Origin of the sequence: Arsenophonus nasoniae, assembly GCF_004768525.1 — a bacterium.
In the GTDB taxonomy this organism is placed as follows: Bacteria; Pseudomonadota; Gammaproteobacteria; order Enterobacterales; family Enterobacteriaceae; genus Arsenophonus; species Arsenophonus nasoniae.
In genome coordinates this window covers 2,498,634-2,518,069 of record NZ_CP038613.1, presented here as the reverse complement: position 1 = coordinate 2,518,069, position 19,436 = coordinate 2,498,634, and the positions used below count along the sequence as shown (strand labels likewise).

The 19,436-nt window shown below is 36.2% G+C and carries 18 protein-coding genes and 1 tRNA gene; 10 read left to right on the top strand and 9 right to left on the bottom strand.

Going from position 1 to position 19,436, the window contains the following annotated elements; all coding sequences use genetic code 11:
- Positions 1-42: 42 nt before the first annotated feature.
- The 6 genes from ArsFIN_RS12540 to ArsFIN_RS12515 form a co-directional block, all read right to left on the bottom strand.
- The gene (locus ArsFIN_RS12540) at positions 43-1,383 is read right to left on the bottom strand and encodes a DUF3329 domain-containing protein (RefSeq protein WP_051297192.1); all 1,341 of its coding nucleotides are present in this window, start codon (positions 1,381-1,383) and stop codon (positions 43-45) included.
- A gap of 32 nt (positions 1,384-1,415) precedes the next feature.
- Positions 1,416-2,327, bottom strand: coding sequence for a glycosyltransferase family 2 protein (locus ArsFIN_RS12535; RefSeq protein ID WP_135677762.1), 912 nt, complete (start codon positions 2,325-2,327; stop codon positions 1,416-1,418).
- Positions 2,327-2,689 (bottom strand): GtrA family protein, encoded by a 363-nt coding sequence (locus tag ArsFIN_RS12530; RefSeq protein ID WP_026822727.1) that lies wholly within the window; start codon positions 2,687-2,689, stop codon positions 2,327-2,329. Before ArsFIN_RS12530 ends, ArsFIN_RS12535 begins: the two co-directional genes overlap by 1 nt.
- A 512-nt stretch (positions 2,690-3,201) precedes the next feature.
- Positions 3,202-3,501 (bottom strand): hypothetical protein, encoded by a 300-nt coding sequence (locus ArsFIN_RS12525; RefSeq protein ID WP_051296999.1) that lies wholly within the window; start codon positions 3,499-3,501, stop codon positions 3,202-3,204.
- A gap of 115 nt (positions 3,502-3,616) precedes the next feature.
- Positions 3,617-4,792: a tyrosine-type recombinase/integrase gene (locus tag ArsFIN_RS12520; RefSeq protein ID WP_026822726.1), complete on the bottom strand. Its 1,176-nt coding sequence runs from the start codon at positions 4,790-4,792 to the stop codon at positions 3,617-3,619.
- 161 nt (positions 4,793-4,953) lie between these two features.
- Positions 4,954-5,028: transfer RNA gene (locus tag ArsFIN_RS12515), tRNA-Arg, on the bottom strand.
- 486 nt (positions 5,029-5,514) lie between these two features.
- Here ArsFIN_RS12515 and mlaA point away from each other — a divergent pair.
- On the top strand, positions 5,515-6,285 hold the full coding sequence (mlaA, locus tag ArsFIN_RS12510; RefSeq protein ID WP_034249566.1) for a phospholipid-binding lipoprotein MlaA: 771 nt from the start codon (positions 5,515-5,517) through the stop codon (positions 6,283-6,285).
- 283 nt (positions 6,286-6,568) lie between these two features.
- Here mlaA and fadL read toward each other — a convergent pair whose 3' ends face one another.
- The gene (fadL, locus tag ArsFIN_RS12505) at positions 6,569-7,864 is read right to left on the bottom strand and encodes a long-chain fatty acid transporter FadL (protein ID WP_026822724.1); all 1,296 of its coding nucleotides are present in this window, start codon (positions 7,862-7,864) and stop codon (positions 6,569-6,571) included.
- Positions 7,865-8,225: 361 nt separating this feature from the next.
- On the opposite strand from fadL, the gene ArsFIN_RS12500 reads away from it, so the two are divergent.
- The 4 genes from ArsFIN_RS12500 to sixA all read left to right on the top strand — a co-directional run bounded on the left by ArsFIN_RS12500 (position 8,226) and on the right by sixA (position 12,998).
- Positions 8,226-8,522, top strand: a complete 297-nt coding sequence (locus ArsFIN_RS12500) for a YfcZ/YiiS family protein (protein WP_034249558.1) — start codon at positions 8,226-8,228, stop codon at positions 8,520-8,522.
- Between the two features lie 248 nt (positions 8,523-8,770).
- A complete protein-coding gene (fadI, locus tag ArsFIN_RS12495; protein WP_026822722.1) occupies positions 8,771-10,069 on the top strand; it encodes an acetyl-CoA C-acyltransferase FadI in 1,299 nt (432 codons plus the stop codon).
- The gene (fadJ, locus tag ArsFIN_RS12490) at positions 10,069-12,243 is read left to right on the top strand and encodes a fatty acid oxidation complex subunit alpha FadJ (RefSeq protein ID WP_026822721.1); all 2,175 of its coding nucleotides are present in this window, start codon (positions 10,069-10,071) and stop codon (positions 12,241-12,243) included. Before fadI ends, fadJ begins: the two co-directional genes overlap by 1 nt.
- A gap of 251 nt (positions 12,244-12,494) precedes the next feature.
- Complete coding sequence (gene sixA, locus ArsFIN_RS12485) at positions 12,495-12,998, top strand: phosphohistidine phosphatase SixA (protein WP_026822720.1); 504 nt, start codon at positions 12,495-12,497, stop codon at positions 12,996-12,998.
- Between the two features lie 15 nt (positions 12,999-13,013).
- On the opposite strand, the gene smrB is transcribed toward sixA, so the two are convergent.
- Positions 13,014-13,562, bottom strand: a complete 549-nt coding sequence (gene smrB, locus ArsFIN_RS12480) for an endonuclease SmrB (protein WP_026822719.1) — start codon at positions 13,560-13,562, stop codon at positions 13,014-13,016.
- Between the two features lie 222 nt (positions 13,563-13,784).
- Between smrB and prmB the strand changes: the two genes are divergently transcribed.
- From prmB to ArsFIN_RS12455, 5 genes are all read left to right on the top strand, one after another.
- A complete protein-coding gene (gene prmB, locus ArsFIN_RS12475; protein ID WP_026822718.1) occupies positions 13,785-14,717 on the top strand; it encodes a 50S ribosomal protein L3 N(5)-glutamine methyltransferase in 933 nt (310 codons plus the stop codon).
- A gap of 82 nt (positions 14,718-14,799) precedes the next feature.
- Positions 14,800-15,861, top strand: coding sequence for a chorismate synthase (aroC, locus tag ArsFIN_RS12470; RefSeq protein WP_026822717.1), 1,062 nt, complete (start codon positions 14,800-14,802; stop codon positions 15,859-15,861).
- Positions 15,862-15,889: 28 nt separating this feature from the next.
- The gene (locus ArsFIN_RS12465; RefSeq protein WP_026822716.1) at positions 15,890-16,432 is read left to right on the top strand and encodes an elongation factor P hydroxylase; all 543 of its coding nucleotides are present in this window, start codon (positions 15,890-15,892) and stop codon (positions 16,430-16,432) included.
- Between the two features lie 30 nt (positions 16,433-16,462).
- Positions 16,463-16,738, top strand: coding sequence for a YfcL family protein (locus tag ArsFIN_RS12460; RefSeq protein WP_026822715.1), 276 nt, complete (start codon positions 16,463-16,465; stop codon positions 16,736-16,738).
- Positions 16,739-16,794: 56 nt separating this feature from the next.
- Positions 16,795-17,301 carry a GNAT family N-acetyltransferase gene (locus ArsFIN_RS12455; RefSeq protein ID WP_026822714.1) on the top strand — a complete coding sequence of 169 codons (507 nt, stop codon included), beginning with the start codon at positions 16,795-16,797 and terminating at the stop codon, positions 17,299-17,301.
- A gap of 27 nt (positions 17,302-17,328) precedes the next feature.
- Here the strand turns inward: ArsFIN_RS12455 and mnmC are convergent, their stop codons facing one another.
- Positions 17,329-19,359: a bifunctional tRNA (5-methylaminomethyl-2-thiouridine)(34)-methyltransferase MnmD/FAD-dependent 5-carboxymethylaminomethyl-2-thiouridine(34) oxidoreductase MnmC gene (gene mnmC / locus ArsFIN_RS12450; RefSeq protein ID WP_026822713.1), complete on the bottom strand. Its 2,031-nt coding sequence runs from the start codon at positions 19,357-19,359 to the stop codon at positions 17,329-17,331.
- Positions 19,360-19,436 lie beyond the last annotated feature (77 nt).

The following is a 19,436-nucleotide window of genomic DNA, read 5'->3' as shown; positions in this document are numbered from 1 at the left end:
CAAATTTCAAGATACAAGGGGGAGTAAAAGATTTTTGCTAAATTATTTTTTTTCTGATACTCCGGTTATTGACCTTACTCCGTAGTATGATGCCATCCAAGAATTAAACCACGAATCCTTATCTTCTGTAAGATTTGCTGTACCCAAGTATGCATTGTATGATGACTTTGGTTTAGAAATCATAGGCAAAAATACATTACTATCCGATTTAGAAGCTCTCAGTATTTCTACTTGCTTTGATATTTCAATATATGTGTTATTTATATCTTTGATAGCGTATAAATAACTTATTAAAAAACAAGTAAATAAAATGTAATTTATCTTTTTAGAGTCTAAGAGTTTCAAAAAGTTTTTATATTTATATGAAACTATAATTTTGTTTATAAGATGAATTTCTATTATAACTAAGAATGTTGCAGCCCCAAAAGTTGTACGAAAAGGCATTTCAGGTGATAATACCATGCTGTATATAGCCGAAAAATGACCAGTGAACAATATTAAAATAAATATCACACTATCTTGATTTATTTTTCTTGATTTTATCCATATGATAATAGTCACAATAACTAATATATACGATATCATGAAAACATGAGCGTCAACACTTATTGATCTTCTAACAGTATTAACTAAAAAGTCAAAGTTTCTATCTACGTCGCCTCTAATTCTAGTTCCAGGTGACATCATCATCACAATAAATCCTGTAATCGCAAATGCAATACCATAAATATTATTTATTTTAATATTTTTATATTTTATATAATTATAAATTGTAAATAAAATTGCCATTAATATAATTGCTGGTGCTGAATTTTCATTTGTAGCTCCAGCCAGAAACCCAAGGAATGAATAAAAAACTAAGGATATTATTGATATTTTCTTATTTTTTAAAAAAATAAGAAAAAAAGATAAATAAATGATAGATGTCCAAAGGTAGTTGCATGATCCTGATAGCCAAAGGACTGATGTACCGAATTCAGGTATTATAAACCAAAGAAATATATATATTAAAAATAGTGAAAATGATTTTTTGTGTATTGGAGTTGATGTTTTTACTATTTCCAGTATAAGAATGCCAAGAATAATGAAAGCGATACTATTGAATATATTAAATACAGTCTTATTATATTGCATAAAGTATTGAACTATAGAATGGGCAACGAACCTTCCATTCTGTACGTTATAGTGTTTTATTTGTGATTGCAGTATTGATTCAATACCATCTATTTTTTCAATTGAATCTGATGGCATTGTTTGGTATTTGTAACTGTAACTGTAATCGTCTGAGGTATACATTGTTAGCTTGTTTAAAGCTAACATCAGAATGAATGTAGTGACTATAATAATTAATTGCTTTAACAATTCATTGTTTTTTATTTTCATTCTAAGAGACCTTATGTTAATTAATATAAATACTATTTTTTCATTATGTACTTTGGTCTTTTTTTAGCCTCAATGTAAATTCTTCCGATATACTCACCAAGAACACCGATACCAATAAGCTGAACACCGCCAATAAACAGAATAGAAACGAGAAGGGAAGGATAGCCAGCAACAGGATTCCCAAAAAACAGTTTATCTATAATCATCCAACTACCGTAGATAAAGGATATCGTTGCAATCGATAAACCTATATATGTCCACATACGGAGTGGGAAGGTAGAGAAGCTGGTTAACCCTTCTATTGCAAAATTCCATAGTTTCCAGCCATTAAATTTTGATTTTCCAGCAACACGTTCAGAACGGGTATATTCTACTATATCTACATTGCCACCAACCCAAGAAAGCAAACCTTTCATGAATAAATTACTTTCGGGTAAAAGTTTTATATTTTCGACGGTAGCACGAGACATCAAACGAAAGTCCCCCACATTTTCTTCAATTTTTGGCTGACTTATTTTGTTGTGTAATTTATAAAACCATTCGGCAGTTTTGCGTTTTAACAAGCTATCAGTAGAGCGATCTATTCTTTTTGCAAGCACTACATCAGCGCCGTTTTGCCATTTTTCTATTAACAATGGGATAATTTCTATGGGGTCTTGTAAGTCCACATCGATAGGGATTACCGCATCACCTGTAGCGTGTTCAATTCCGGCAAAAAGTGCAGGTTCTTTTCCAAAATTACGGGTAAAGCTCAAAGGTACAACCAAGTTGTAATTATTTGCTAATCCGTTGATAATAACTTCTGTTGCATCATTACTCCCGTCATTAATAAAAATTATTTCAACATCGTATTTTTTTAATCCCTCGCATTCCCCAACTTTTTTGTAGAAAATGGGGATAGCCTCTTCTTCATTAAATACAGGGACAATTAATGAAATTTTCATTATTCAATACCTTTAAATACAACAAATTTTGAATATAAGAAACCTAAAATAAGACTAATGGCTGAAAATGTGAGTATTGTGATAACAGGATGAATATTTAATTTATCCGAGAAACATCCTATCAGGTAACTCATCATTCCCATAAAACTAGTGAAAACAGTGTACTTACCACTTGTTGCTTTTTTCTTAAATGTAAATTTTGCGTTAGCAAAAAAAGAGAACGTCACTGATACTAAGAAAGCCATCAAATTAGCATAAGCCTGTGGAATATGTGTTATAGAAATAATAATAGCAAATATAATCCAATGGATAAGCGTATTGATAATTCCAATTGAAAAGTATTTAGTGAAATGTGTCACAATATTTATCTATGCTTAAATTTGATTATAAAGTTTACCATATAAGGAAAACGATATTTACTGTGATTATTTACAGTAAATTTTAGATAATAAAAATTTAGACATAGGAATATCTCCGTAGTGAAATGAATAGAGAGGTTGGATTGGAATTTAGTGATGGGGATATATAAAGACAAAAGCCCCACATTTGGGGCTTCAAGCCTGTCAATTAGTTATAAACTAACTAACGCAGGAGACATTGAAATACTATCAAATCCGGTTAGATTCTGCTATTGAAAAATAAAGAAATTTTCTTATTTTGTTGTTATTTTCCGGTTAGGTAGTTTGGACAATAAAAAACCAGCTCTTAGGCTGGTTTAGTTTTCCCTGGTGTTGAGATAGCTGCATGTAGTTGTAATGTATAAATAATAACTTGTCGTCAATGGGAACATTATTCACCATAAGTTAAATGTTAGATACTATCAAATATTGATAGTTGTTGATTATCTTGAATTGTGTTAAGTGAAAAGTAATAACTATTGGTATTCAGAGTAATTTACTGAGTTATCAATATGTTTATAGCAGTTCATTGTATTAAAATGAAATATTCTCGCTTGAAAAACAGAGCGTAAATGACTGATTGAATCAACTTCGTATATCTGCTTTATTCTTTCAATGCATTTGCGAACTGTGGCATAAGTAACAGATCTGAAAAAAGCTATATTTTTCTCTGGTATACCCATGGCATACAAAACAGCTGTTTCAAGTTGATCGTTTGCAAGTTCAGGGAAGATTTGTTTATAAGCTTTTATTTGTTGTTCGGTTAGAGGCAGCATTAAATCACCTCCGCAAAAACTTTACAGACGTGTACAACGGTAATAGACTTTTTCATAGCCTTGATCCTAGTTTAGATAGGGTTTAGGTTAGCTGGCTGTTGGTGTTGCATCACCTTCAGTCAGCGATTGTATTTGTTAATTCATCAATATAATTTGCAAACCATTGCATCATTTCTCTACGTTTTTCTAGATATTGAGCATGATTATATATTCCTCGGATATTATTTCTATCCACGTGAGCTAACTGTCTTTCAATTAAATCTTTGTTAAAACCATGTTCATTTAAAATTGTACTAAATTGATGTCTAAATCCATGACCGCTAGCTATTCCGTCAAAACCAATGTAACGAATAACACCCAATACAGTATTTTCACTGATTGGTTTATATTTGCTATTTCTACCGGCAAAAACGAAGTGAGATATACTTTTAGTGATTAGCTCTAAGTGTTTCAATAAGTGATAAACTTGATCTGACATTGGCACTATATGTTCTTTTCTGTTTTTCATTACCTCTTTATCAATAGTTATAATTCTTTTATTAAAGTCAACATTATCCCACGTCATAGATCTTAACTCTTTTGTTCTTAGTGCTGTATATTGAAGAACTTGTGTGGCTATTTTGCTTATAATACTACCTGGGAATGATAGCAATGCTCTGTTAAATGCGGGTATTTCTGGTTCAGTCAAGAATGGATAATGTTTTTTTCTATAACCTTTTTCAGCATCAACTAAGTCAGGTGCTGGATTATATTTTGCTCTTCCTGTAACAATTGCATAACGAAAAACTTCGCCACATCTCCTTCTAGCTTTACTTGCTCTTTCCATTGCGCCGCGTTTTTCAAATAGTCTTATGACATTAACCAATTCGATCGGATCAATATCTGTAATAATTCTGTTACCAATGATTGGTAAAATATCATTTTCAAACATGCTTTTTATTTCTTTACGATATTTTATCGACCACACCTCGTATTTAAAATCATACCATTCAGTGAATATTTCAGAAAATGTATTGCCTTTTTTAGACTTATTTATTATTTTGTTTTTTGATATATCAATTCCATTAGATAGATCTCTTTTTAGTTCAAATGATTTTTCTCTGGCTTTTTGTAATGTGATCTCAGATACTTTACCCAATGTATAAATCTTTTCTTTACCCAAAAATTGGTAACGCATTTGCCACACTTTAACCCCAGAAATCGGAATATAAAGATATAAACCATTTCCGTCAGACAATCGGTAAGGTTTATCTTTTACTTTTGCTGATTCTACTTGTTTAACAGTGAGCATTGGGTAAAACCTCTGCTATTAAATAAATTTACCCAGAATTTACCCAAAAAAGACAGCGGATGTCAATGAACTTAAGTGAACTATAAAAAACGACATGTAAAGATGGATGTAGATGTTTATTGATGTTTGCGTACTAAAACGGAGAGCTATAAACTACATTCTGGCGTCCCCTGCAGGAATCGAACCTACAATTAGCCCTTAGGAGGGGCTTGTTATATCCATTTAACTAAGAGGACATAAAATCTTTTCAATCTAACTTATTTTACGATGCAGCTGATTCTACTATTAAATACCTATTAAAATCAACTTGTTGAATACAATTAGTTTAATTTTATTACTGATGACTGGATTTGTATTTAATTGATTTGATTGTAGATTATGTTACATAAATAATTAAATTGTTAAATTATAATTTTGTAAATCACAATTTAACAAATAATTTAATAATTATTGTTATTTAATTTGTTTGTCTATTTTACATTGCGCCGTTTCCATCATTTTGAGAATAATTTTTATTATTTTGTTTTTGTTAATATTTTATGTCTATAACTTAGTGTTATTTATTTGTTTTTTAACCTATCTGCTTATTTAACATAACGGTTAGCACATTATATGCTTAGATAAATAGTGATTAAATTCTTATCATTAAATAAAAAAGTAAGTAAGATTAAATTAATGTGGATATATAATTATAAATGGACAATCTATGTGAGGGTGTTTTGTTGAATAGAAAAACAAGATTTAAAACATATCGGTTATGCGGAGTATTATTTGCAGTGGGATTGATTACAAGCTGTTCGAGCACACCTACAGATAATCACCAGCGCTCTGATCCGCTAGAGAGTTTTAATCGAACAATGTTCGATTTTAATTACCATGTGCTTGATCGTTATGTGGTGCGTCCAGTTGCGGTTGCTTGGCGTGATTATCTTCCTATGCCTGCTCGTAATGGTCTAGTCAATTTTTTGGCTAACCTGGAAGAGCCTGCAAGTATGGTTAATAATTTTCTACGCGGCGATATTTATCAAGGAATGAAACATTTCAATCGTTTTTTCCTAAATAGTGTTTTTGGTATGGCAGGATTGATCGATATTGCTTCAATGGCTAATCCTAAACTTGCTAAACAAGAATCTAATCGTTTTGGTAGTACATTGGGATATTATCAGGTTGGCTATGGTCCATATGTAGTATTGCCAGGTTATGGTAGTTTTACTTTACGAGAAGATGGGGGCGATTGGGCTGACAAGGCTTATCCGATGCTAAGTTATCTTACTTTTTGGATGTCCGCAGGAAAATGGGTATTAGAGGGAATTGAAAAGCGAGCACTTTTATTAGACTCTGATGGCATTTTACAAAACTCCTCCGATCCTTATTTAATGATTAGAGAAGCTTATTTTCAAAATAAAGATTTTAAGGCACAAGGAGGCGTTTTGAAACCAACTATTAACCCTAACGCTGCTGTGATAGAAGAAGATTTGGATTCTATTGATTAGTAAAATGGGGATACATTTTAATTTATATATTAGTGGATAAAAAATAACGGTAAGATGATTTATTGATTTTTGTGGTCGACTTAAATCTTTATAAATTAAAAAGACAATTAATAATATAATTGTTTGCTAATTATTTTTTCGATAAATTATTTATTATCATTTAATTAGTAAATACTGGTATGGCTGCGGTATTTGGATATTCATTATATTATCACTAAATATTTTCCTATAACCAGTTTAAGGAAGGATAGCTGTGGCTATCCTTTTGTGTTTTCAGTAAAAATTAAAATTTGTAGTTAAAGTTAACGCCAGCTAACCAGGCGCTTCCACTGGATTTAAAGTCATAGGCTGGGAGGGCAGGGCTACCAGCCATTAGCGGCATTTCTTCTTTGATTTTTACGTTTTGACCATGCATGTAGGAAATACCTACGTCAACTGAGGCGTTTTCGTTAAAGGCATAAGTTGTACCGGCACTGATCCAAAAGCGATCTTGATCAGGAATTGAGATCGAGCGATTTTTAGCTGGCACCGGGCTATCATCAAAGGCAATACCGGTACGAAACGTCCAATGATCATCATGATAGTAAGTCGTGCCTAGCGCAATGCGAAAAACATCTTTAAAGCCTTCATGTTTATTAAATAAAACTTGTCCACTGTCTTTTGCGGTGGCCTTCAGTTCTTTAAACTGGCTCCAACTGGTATAGGCTAAACTATAATGAACAGCCCATTTAGGTGCGACTTTATTATAACCAGAGATTTCCCAAATTTCGGGCAGATGCAGATCCAGGTTGCCTTTAATACTATTACCGCCTAAACCACCAGGTATCAATGTGGGAAGCTCATTACTATAGTCGCCGTTAAACTTTATTTTAACTTCTGAACGATAGGTAAAGCTGTAACGATTATTCTCATCTAATTCATACAAGATGCCGGCATTCCAGCCATATCCCCAATCATCACCCTTAAGTTTGGCAATAGTGGTTGATGCAGGCAGCCCTAGCCCTATTGCGGCTCCAAATTCCCCTATATGACGGGTAATTTCTGCATCGGCATAGACGGCATTAAAGCCTAAACCAGCACTGAAATGCTGATTAAAGCGATAAGCTCCACTTAAATTAAGGTTAAGTGTGGTCAGATCGGTTTTTCCGCCAATAGGCCCGGCATTATAGTTGTGATTGAATTCGGTGGCTAAGCCGTAATTAGTGGTAATTGAAGAACCAACCGCCCATTTGTCATTTACTGGAAAAATAAAATGGGCATTGGGTATCCAGGCATGAGGAGCGATATTTCTTGAAGTGGTACTGTTACCAGTGACAGGTGATTTTCCTTTTATATCAACGTCAGGATTGATATAAATCGCCCCAAAAGAGAGCACAGGGTTATTAAATAACATCATGGCTGCTGGATTGCGGCTACCAACGCTAGCATTATCGCCAATCGCCCCTTCACCTGAAAAAGCACGTCCCAACGCAGAAGTGGAATATTCGTTCAGTTGAAAGCCAGCAGCGCTAGTATTTGTTGAAACAAAACTTACAGCCATTGCCAAAATTGTATGTTTGAACAGGTTTTTCTGGTTCATGACCAAAACCCCTTAAATTATATTTATGATAAGAGCGACATTGTTGGTCGCAATAGAAAGGCCAGCAATTGTATTGGCTCCATGCCAATATGGCAAATCAGACCAGTTGACTGAGTATAGAATTGAATACCGGTTTTATTACAAACATGTTCACTGCGTATGTGTTAGTTGTTTGTAAAAATGTGATTTATTTAACATAAATTGGTGCTCCAATTATGCAAAGTGGTTGAGATAGCGTAACAATAGGATATTAGATCAAATAACTACTTGAAATTTTATAGATTATTAGATATTGACTGGTGTTTTTTTGTTAATTGGCGTTATGATTATATTTTGTTAATGTTTATTGTTGGAAAGAATTATGTCGGACGCTAAAAATCGTTGTCATGCTGAAGAAACTGCTGCTTGCTGTTGTGTTGATGTGGGTACAGTGATAGATAATCAAAATTGCACGGCTTCTTTTGAAAAAAATTTTTTAAATCAACAAGAAGCTAAAACAATGTTAATACAGTTGATGGCACAAGCGCGGGCAGTTGAATCGGAGCCTTGTACGATCGAACATCAGATTCAGCCTATAGCTGAAGGTGTTAAATTAATAGCAAATTTTACCTTTTGTTGTGAAGCTGAAACACTAATTTTTCAATTAAATTTACGTTAAGTGAGTTTAACCATGCCTACAGATATTCTGTAGGCATTTGTTCGTTGAGCTTTTCTCAATATTTTGACTTGTTTGACAAATAAATATTCATATCTTGCGTGTCGCCTCTCAGTTTTTAATTTATATTATTTTTCTTTTACTACATTTGAATAACAATTGATTATCAGATCAGACCTCTGTGAAGTATCGGGAATGATTAGCTATAGTTTCATTTTTCATTTTTTATAAAAAGGGAAGCGAGATCTGCTATGAACTACAACGTTAAGAATACTGATCGTATCGCAATTGTTACTGGGTTACGCCTTCCTTTTGCTAAACAGGCAACGGCTTATCATAATATACCTGCTGTCGATTTAGGCAAAATGGTAGTAAGTGAATTAGTTATTCGTAGTGGTATTGATTCTCAATTTATTGATCAAGTAGTTTTTGGCCAAGTTGTTCAGATGCCTGAAGCGCCGAATATTGCTAGAGAAATTGTTTTAGGGGCAGGACTACCCGTTTCGACAGATGCTTATAGTATTTCTAGAGCATGTGCAACTAGCTTTCAGGCTATTACCAATATTATTGAAAGTATGATGGCAGGCTCCATCAAGGTCGGTATTGCTGGTGGTGCTGATTCATCATCGGTTTTGCCTATTGGTGTAACTAAAAAAATGGCCAGCACTTTAATTGACCTTAATCGAGCAAAATCAATAAGCCAACGTTTGCGACTCTTAAGCAAATTAGGTTTTCGTGATTTTCTTCCTGTTTCACCAGCAGTAGCCGAATATTCTACTGGCTTAAGAATGGGAGATACTGCTGAACAGATGGCAAAAACCTATCATATCAGTCGTGAAGAACAAGACGCTTTTGCTCATCGTTCCCATATCCTAGCTGCCCAGGCTTGGGATAGTGGTGTATTACATAAAGAAGTCATGACAGCGCATATACCGCCTTTCCAAGAGTCATTATCGGAAGACAATAATGTTCGAAAAGACTCAACGCTTAGTTCTTATGCAAAGTTAAAACCCGCCTTTGATCGTCGACATGGTACTGTTACCGCCGCGAATAGTACGCCAATGACTGATGGTGCTGCAGCCGTAATGTTGATGTTTGAATCAAATGCGAAAACATTAGGTATAACCCCATTAGGTTATATTCGTAGTTATGCTTTTTCGGCTATTGACGTATGGCAAGACATGCTATTAGGCCCTTCTTATGCAACACCATTAGCTCTCAAACGCGCTGGATTAAGTTTAAAAGATCTTACCTTAATTGATATGCATGAAGCTTTTTCTGCTCAAGTATTAGCCAATGTAAAAATGTTTGCGAGCAAAAAATTTGCGCAAGAAAAATTAGGACAATCAGAAGCGATTGGTGAAATTGATATGGAAAAATTTAACGTATTAGGTGGTTCTCTTGCGTATGGCCATCCATTTGCTGCTACCGGTGCTCGTATGGTGATACAGACGCTTAATGAGTTACATCGTCGTGGTGGTGGTTTGGCGTTAACAACCGCTTGTGCAGCAGGCGGTTTAGGTGCAGCAATGATTTTGGAGGTTGAGTAATGATAACCAATAAAAATGAAGAAAAGAACTTACCTGCAATTACTCGCTATCCTGTGTTTCATTTGTCCGTCAAACAAAACAATATTGGCGTTATTTCCATTGATGTTCCCGGCGAAAAAGTTAATACATTAAAAGCTGAATTTGTTGATCAATTTTATGTGATATTACAGCAAGCTCAAGAAATCGCGGGTTTAAAAGGTATTATTATTATTTCAAATAAACCAGGCTGTTTCCTTGCTGGTGCTGATATTAGTATGATTTCCAATTGTAAAACAAAAGAAGAAGCAACACAGCTTGCTATGACAGGGCAAAAATTATTTAACCTGCTTGAAAGTTATCCATTACCGGTAGTCGCAGCAATTGATGGTGTATGTTTAGGCGGCGGATTAGAATTAGCGCTTGCTTGCCATATAAGAATTTGTACTCTGTCCGAGAAAACGCGTCTTGGTTTACCTGAGGTGCAACTAGGTTTAATTCCTGGTTCTGGAGGAACACAGCGTTTGCCTCGTTTAATTGGTTTAATTAATGGATTAAATTTGATTCTGACTGGCCGACAATTAAGACCAAAGCAATCACTAAAATTAGGTTTAGTTGATGATATTGTGCCAGCAGAAATTTTATTGGAAACGGCAATTAGCTGGATTGATAAAGGAAGAAAAGGCAAAACATATTTGCCTGTTATGCAGCGTTTATCAGAATTACCCATTATCAGAAATATCCTATTCGCGATAATTAAAAATAAAACAAATTCAAAAAGTAAAGGTCATTATCCAGCGTTAGAAAAAGCGATTTCAGTGGTGACTATTGGCTATGATAAGGGTGTGCAAGTTGGGCTTGAAGCAGAAGCAAAAGCCTTTGGGGAACTGGCAATGACACCAGAATCTGCTGCTTTACGCGGTCTTTTTTTTGGCTCGACTTTACTAAAAAGTGAAATGGGTAGTTTTGAAAAATCTGCTACAATTCATCAGGTGGGTGTGTTAGGCGGCGGTCTCATGGGAGGCGGTATTGCCTATGTGACAGCAACGCGTGGAAAATTGCCTGTTCGAGTGAAGGACATTAACAATAATGGACTTAGTCAGGCATTAAAATTTAGTTGGCATCGCTTAACGGAGCAAGTTAACCGTAAACGTATTTCTGTACGAGCGCGCGATCAACAGATGATGTTAATTTCAGGCACATTAGATTATAAAGGCCTTGAAAAAGCACAAATTATTGTCGAGGCTGTTTTTGAAGATTTAGCATTAAAGCGTCAAATGGTACAGGAAGTAGAGGCAATGACTTTAAATGACGTTGTTTTTGCCTCGAATACATCTTCGTTACCTATCCATAAAATTGCGGAGTTTGCGAAGCACCCAGAACGTATAATTGGACTTCATTACTTTAGTCCAGTCGATAAAATGCCATTGGTTGAAGTTATCCCTCATAGTAAGACGAGTGACAAGACGATTGCTACTGCTGTGGCACTGGCAAAAAAAAAGGGTAAAACTGCAATTGTTGTTACTGATGGTGCAGGTTTTTATGTCAATCGGATATTAGCGCCTTATATTGCTGAAGCGACCCGTTGTCTGTTAGCGGGTGAATCAATTGAGCATATCGATAATGCTTTAGTTAAATTTGGTTTTCCCATTGGCCCATTGAACTTGTTAGACGAAGTCGGAATTGATGTCGGCACTAAAATCATGCCGGTGCTTGTTGAACAGTTTGGCGAACGATTTTCTGTTCCTTCAGAACTTAATATCATATTGGAAGATGATAGAAAGGGACGTAAAAATGGCCGAGGTTTTTATCTTTATAAGAAAAATAAGATTAGTTGGCCTTGGTGTAAAAAACAGCGTCAAGTCGACACAACCATTTATGAATTACTTAATATTCAACCCAAAACAATTTTATCTGATCAGGAAATTGTTCAGCGCTGTATTATGCTGATGCTGAATGAAGCTACTCGTTGTCTTGATGAAGGGGTTATTCGTCATGTAAATGATGGTGAGATTGGTGCAGTGTTTGGAATTGGTTTTCCTCCTTTCACTGGTGGACCATTTCGATATATGGATCAACAAGGGATATCGAATATCGTTAACATCATGCATCAATTAGCACAGAAATATGGTAACAATTTTGTTCCTTGTGAAAGGTTAATTCAAATGGCAAAATCAAATAAAAAATTTCATCAGTAGTGAATTATTATTAGTATTTCTAAACCTTACTAATATCATGGCCTTAAGCGTAATTTCAATTTAACTTGATATAAAATAAACTTTTTTTCGTTTTTTATGAAAATAAAGCGGTTCCTTTTTTTGTAATTTTAGTGCAGAATCTCGGGTTGCCTTGCCCGGCATATTTTCCGACAACAACATTAGCGAGTAATAAGAGGGCTCCTATGTAGGGGGGGGGGGTAAGTGAAAATATTTTACTCAAATGGTGGATTATGCAAGTTTTTATTATGCGTCATGGTGACGCAACTCTGAATACGATTAATGATGAAGCAAGAGAACTTACTCTTAAAGGAATAGAAGAATCTAAATTAATGGCTGGTTGGCTAGCACAACAAAATCCAGTATTCGAACGCGTGTTTACTAGCCCATATGTAAGAGCAGTACAAACTTATCAGGCCATGCAGCCATTATTGCCATATTCAGGTGAACACGAAGTATTGACGGAACTTATTCCTGACGGAGATCCACAATCTATAGCTAATTATTTGCAATTACTCGCCGAAGGTGGTGTAAGAACAGCATTGATTGTTTCTCATTTACCATTGGTCGGTTATTTGGTATCGGCTTTATGCCCACAGGAAATTCCACCTATGTTTGCAACATCTGCAATTGCTTATATAGAGATAAATATGGAAATACGGCACGCTGAATATAGATGGCAACGGGCACCTTCTCAAATATTGCAAAGTGTTAATAAACTAGCGGCACATTTCTAGCGTTGGTTTTAGTTGTTATCTGCGCTGAGTTTCGTCAGTTTCGACTAGGAGTAGCAACGAGGCACTACCACCCCAAACTTTGGGGGCTTGATGAAAAGCAGTGATATTCGGATGTTGAGCAAGCCAAAGGGGAATTTGCTGTTTTAAAATGTGCTTTCCGTGACCATGCATAATACAGGCACAATGGATATTATTTCGGTAGCAAGCTGCGATTAGTGCTGCAATTTCTTGTTTAGCTTGTCGTTGAGATAAACCATGTAAATCCAGAAACAGTTCAGGCGTATAATCACCCCGACGTAGCTTTTTTAATTCATAAGGATTGATATCGGGTCGTAGATAACGGGTAGGCCCCTCTACTTCCAAAAGGGGTTGATATTCATCGGAAAAGTAATAACTAACATCGAGTTGTTCTTGGAGCAAACGTTTTGCGACAAATTGCGATTTTATTCGATGATGTCGTTGTGGTGGATGACTAACGATATCATGTAGTAAAGGTTTAGTTCCTGCAATCGTTTCCTTAAATAGCTTTATTTCCTCAGCACTCAATTTGAACTTATTTTTCATTGTCATTCTATCAATCAATTAGTCAATTATTCTGTTAAGTTTATCTTAATTTTTCTGTTATTACCCTCCTTATAAGCAGCAAGCTTTATCAGATATTGCTAGTATCCTAATGTTAATTAATGTTATTGCTATAAATTCCTTAACAATAAGCTGATTTGTTGGGTAGTTCATGGCAGACTATCAGTATTAAGTATATCAACCTTTTATTGGTTAGGAGGCGTTTTGGACAAGATTTTTGTTGATGAGGCGGTTGCGGAACTACATACCATCCAAGATATGTTGCGTTGGGTAATTAGTCGGTTTAATGCAGCAAATATTTATTACGGTCATGGAACGGATAATTGTTGGGATGAAGCTTTACAACTTGTTTTGCCATCACTTTTTTTGCCCTTGGATATACCTCAACAATTGTGGGTTTCTCGTCTAACACTCAGTGAACGTCATCGTATCGTTGAACGCGTATTACGCCGTATCAATGAGCATATCCCCGTTGCTTATTTAACCAATAAAGCCTGGTTTTGCGGACATGAATTTTATGTTGATGAGCGTGTTTTGATCCCTCGTTCTCCGATAGGTGAACTAATTAATAAACATTTTGCCGGCATCATTGATTATGAGCCTGCAACCATTCTAGATATGTGCACAGGTAGTGGATGTATTGCTATTGCCTGTGCCCATGAATTTCCGCAAGCGCAAATTGATGCGGTTGATATTTCTGTTGATGCATTGGCAGTAACTGAACAAAATATTACTGCTCATGGATTCGCCGATCGGATAGTGCCTATTTGTTCAGACCTGTTTTTGAATATGCCACCGATTAAATATAATGTAATGGTTACTAACCCACCATATGTGGATGCAGAAGATATGTCTGATTTACCAGCTGAATATCTGGTGGAGCCTAAATTAGCGCTTGCAGCAGGTTCTGATGGTTTAAAACTTGTCAGAAGAATTCTAGCCAATGCCTCACGTTTCCTGACAGAAAATGGGGTGCTAATTTGTGAAGTTGGTAATAGTATGTTACACCTTATTGAGCAATATCCGGATATTCCTTTTACTTGGTTGAAGTTTGAACAGGGTGGCGATGGGGTATTCATGCTAACGCAGAAACAACTTATTGAACATCAAGAGAAATTTAAATTATATATCGATTAACGGGTAATTATATTTTTTCATACAATAAAATAATTTATTCATTAATTATTATGATGAATGAGGAAAATAGGAAACAAAGGGGATGGCGGGAAATTCGATAGGACAACTTTTTCGTGTTACCACATTTGGTGAGTCGCATGGTTTGGCATTAGGATGCATTGTTGATGGCGTTCCTCCTGGTATGGCGTTATCAGAAAAAGATCTGCAAACCGATTTAGATCGTCGTCGGCCTGGCACTTCTCGTTATACAACCCCACGCCGTGAACTTGATCAGGTTAAAATTTTGTCTGGTGTTTTTAATGGTATAACGACAGGAACCCCTATTGGTTTGTTGATTGAAAATCAGGATCAACGGTCGCAGGATTATAGTGAGATCAAGGATATTTTTCGCCCTGGGCATGCAGATTACACCTATCAACAAAAATATGGTTTACGTGACTACCGCGGTGGCGGGCGATCTTCGGCACGTGAAACGGCAATGCGTGTCGCTGCAGGTGCAATTGCAAAAAAATATCTGCAACAAAAACTAGGCATAACTGTTCGGGCTTATTTAAGTCAAATGGGTGATATTTGCTGTGAACTAAAGGATTGGGATTTAGTTGAACAGAATCCTTTCTTTTGTCCTGATGCAACAAAATTAGACGCTTTAGATAGCTTATTACGTTTATTGAAAAAAGAAGGTAATTCTATTGGTGCTAAAGTAACCGTTATTGCTGAGCATGTTCCAGCCGGATTAGGTGAACCTGTTTTTGATCGATTAGATGCGGATATAGCTCATGCCATGATGAGTATCAATGCGGTTAAAGGTGTTGAAATTGGGGCTGGCTTTAAGGTGGTCACTTTAAAAGGCAATGAAAATCGGGATGAAATAGCGCGTGACGGATTTGTCAGCAATCATGCCGGTGGTATATTAGGTGGTATAAGTAGTAGTCAGCCGATTATTGTCCATTTGGCTTTAAAGCCGACTTCGAGTATTACCATACCGGGTAAAACAATTAATCAGCAAGGTGAAGAAATTGAAGTAATCACCAAAGGACGTCATGATCCCTGTGTTGGTATCCGAGCAGTACCGATAGCAGAAGCGATGATGGCAATCGTACTTATCGATCATTTTTTACGTCATCGGGCTCAATGCGGTGAATGAGTTTTTTGATCTTATGATATAAATATCAATGAAAGAACATAATTATAATCACCTTATTAATATTTTTAGTGTCTGTTTTGAGAAAGAATATTGCACACGTTTAATTAAAGGAGACGATGAACCTATCTATCTACCAGCAGATGAAAAGATACCCTACCATCGGATTATTTTTGCACGTGGTTTTTATGCGAGTGCTTTACATGAAATTGCCCACTGGTGTATAGCCGGAGAAACTCGGCGCCAACAAATAGATTTTGGTTATTGGTATTATCCAGATGGCCGGAATGAGCAAATACAAAACGCTTTTGAAAAAGTTGAAGTTAAACCACAAGCACTTGAATGGATGTTTTGTGTGGCGGCAGCGTTTCCCTTTAATGTTAGTTGCGATAATTTGGCTGCTGATTTTGCACCGGATCGATTTGCTTTTCAGTGCAAAGTCTATCAGCAAGTACTGAACTATCTAGCAAATGGTATTCCGGCTCGAGCGAAGAGATTTATTCAAGGGCTACAGTTGTTTTATAATACCCCTCCCTTAGTGAAGCAAAATTTTATTTACCCCGAAGAGCTATAAAAAATTTAGCTAATATAAAGGAACAAAACCATGCTTGCGGAATTGGAAACGCGTATTTTAACGCAAATTGACAATGATGTTGATAATGCTAGTCAAGATGAACTTTTTGCTGGTGGTTATTTACGTGGCCATTTAATATTGGCTATTGCAGAACTAGAAGCTGAAAATAAAAATAATATTGCAGCGCTTTCTGACCGTGTCGAACAGAGTATTGATAAGGCAATTAAGGCGGGTGAATTAAGTCCCCCTGATCAGCGATTGATATTAAATACCTGGCGCAAGTTGTTAGAAAATGCGCTTCAATAAGCAGAAAGCGAGTAACTTTAAATAATATATTGTCGCATTTTTAAAATGGGGTAACGATGTTGGTAAGATTAGCACTACCCACTGAAGCAGAAAAATTAGTCAATATTGAACGGTCAGCAGCAACTTTATTTCGTCAAATTCCAGAGCTTGCTTGGGTTGCTGATGAACAAGGCAAATCCGTTAACCAACATTTAGAGTTTATTGTTGATGGTGATTGTTGGGTAGCCGTTGAGGAACAACAGCTTGTTGGTTTTATTGAAGTTGAAGTGATGGATAAAGCTTTGCATATTTGGGAATTATCCGTTGATAGCCGATGGCAGAGAAGAGGAATTGGTCAGAGTTTATTGCAGCAAGCCATTATTCAGGCAAAACAACTAAACTGTGATCATGTTACTTTAACAACTTTTCGTGATGTTGCCTGGAATGGCGCTTATTATCAAAAATTGGGTTTTACAATTATTCCGGCCGAAAAGCTTACTTTGCCACTACAAGCTATCTTAAAAAGAGAGGTGGCTTATGGATTTATCGCCTCTTCGCGTTGTGCAATGCAATATACGGTTTAATAGAAATTAAATATTTTTGTTAAAAAGTTATTTCTCTAGTTTAATCGCTCGGCCTTGTAACAATTTTCTGATCCAAAATCGGCTTGGGTGGAGATTAGCCAATATTTCGTCGTCAAAAGGTAATGGTTCAGCAAAAATTTGGCTGCAAAGTAATTCCGCGCAAATTGGCGCACTACACAACCCTCTTGCTCCCAATGCGCCAATAACAAATAGATTGGCATGAATTGGCGCTTGCAAAATAGGTTGCTGCTCATTGAGTTGTTTATCTAGTTGTGCATATTGAAGAATAAGTTGATCAACATCGGGGACATTACCGACCATCGGTAAATGATCACGGGTAACACAGCGAATACTTTGACGTGATGCATTTTGGCTGATATCAATATCTTTTGTCCAACCAACATCAGGCAAACAAGTTAATAAGCGAGAATGGTTTTCTTGTTGTTCTAGTTTGGAATATTCTAGTGTCAGTTGATGACGTTTATAACTCGCGCCTAAGCAGTGATATTGATGATTTGCTGGCGTTAAATAGCCGGCATAACAGAGTGTCGTTTGCAGTTGGTTGAGTGTCGATGTGGTCGGAATATGACTTACTTGCCCTCGAACCGCACTTACTGGCAATTTTTCTGTTTGTGAAAATAGGGGGAGTTGATGGCCATTAGCGATAATGACGGTTTTATGCGTTATTTGCCGTTGCGCTTGTCCTTGATTGAATATCAATTTCCAGCCAGTGGGCGTATTTTCAAGTTGCATAAGGCGATGATTAAAATAACTGATTAAACCTTGTTGTTGCGCATATTGCCAACTATTGAATGTCAGCTCGGCAGGACATAGCCAACCGGCAGTTGGATAGTAGATGCCAGCATGGTTAACATCAACGCCACATAGGGTTCGTAATGTTTTTCGAGTTTCATGGCGTGCAAAGTCAGGTGGCCAGTTTTTTATCAATATTTGAGCAATTTTTTGCTGGTTTTTGGCGTCATAAGCTAATTGTACTAAGCCGTTCCAATCATGTTCAAATGCAATGCCTAATCGCTCAAGTTGGCTGTAGTGACGTTTTGCATAAGTAAAAGCAGTGATAAAAAAACGCTCTAAGCTATCGTCGCGACCGGTTAATAATGGATAAAGTGCACCTTGACGGTTGCCGGAAGCGTTTTGTGCCACGCTGGGATCCTGGCAATATAAAGTTACCCGACTTCCTCTTTGTAATAAAGCAAGTGCGGTCATCATACTGGCAATCCCGCCGCCAATAATAGCAATATCCTCGGTGGCGGATGCGGCATGTCGAGCGAACCAAGGTTGTGGCGCAGATTGTTGATTCACGGGTAATTGACCAACTAGCATTTCACGTTTACGGCCAAAACCTTTGATTTTTTTTACTTGAAAACCGGCTTTTTCTAATCCACGACGAACAATACCGGCTGAAGTAAAAGTGGCAAAAGTGCAACCATCACGTCCCCAATTTGCCATTGCAGTGAACAGTTGTTCACTCCACATTTGGGGATTTTTAGCCGGTGCAAAACCATCTAAAAACCAACTATCTATTTTATTGAAAAAATTAGCTTTTAATTGAGGTAATTGTTTATTTATATCACCAAACCAGAGATCGAGAATAATTGTTCCATTTTCCATAACTATTCTATGACAACCAGGTAACGATTGAGGCCATTGTTGACAAAGCTGTTTAGAAAAAATGGCGAGCTCAGGCCAAAATTGATGAACCTTTATTAAATCGGTAATAGACAAGGGATATTTTTCAAAACTGATATAGTGTAAACGTTGTAATTGGTTTTTAGGCGCTTGTTGGCGAAACTGAGTAAATAACTGGCAGACTGCCATAAAATTTAATCCCGTGCCAAAACCGGTTTCTGCAATAACATATTGTTTAGCTGAGTGAGACAGAAAGCGATTTGGCAACTGATTACCGGCTAAGAAAACATAACGTGATTCTTCTAAACCATTTTGCTTAGAAAAATAGACATCATCAAACTGTTCAGAGACGGGGATAGCTTGTTCATTCCAGCTTAATTTAGCTTGGCTGATCTCATTTGTATTCACAAAATTATCTACAATATTTTAAATAATTAGCCAATTCTAACGAATTTAACCTGAGTGTGCTAGCTAGCGCTAAAATA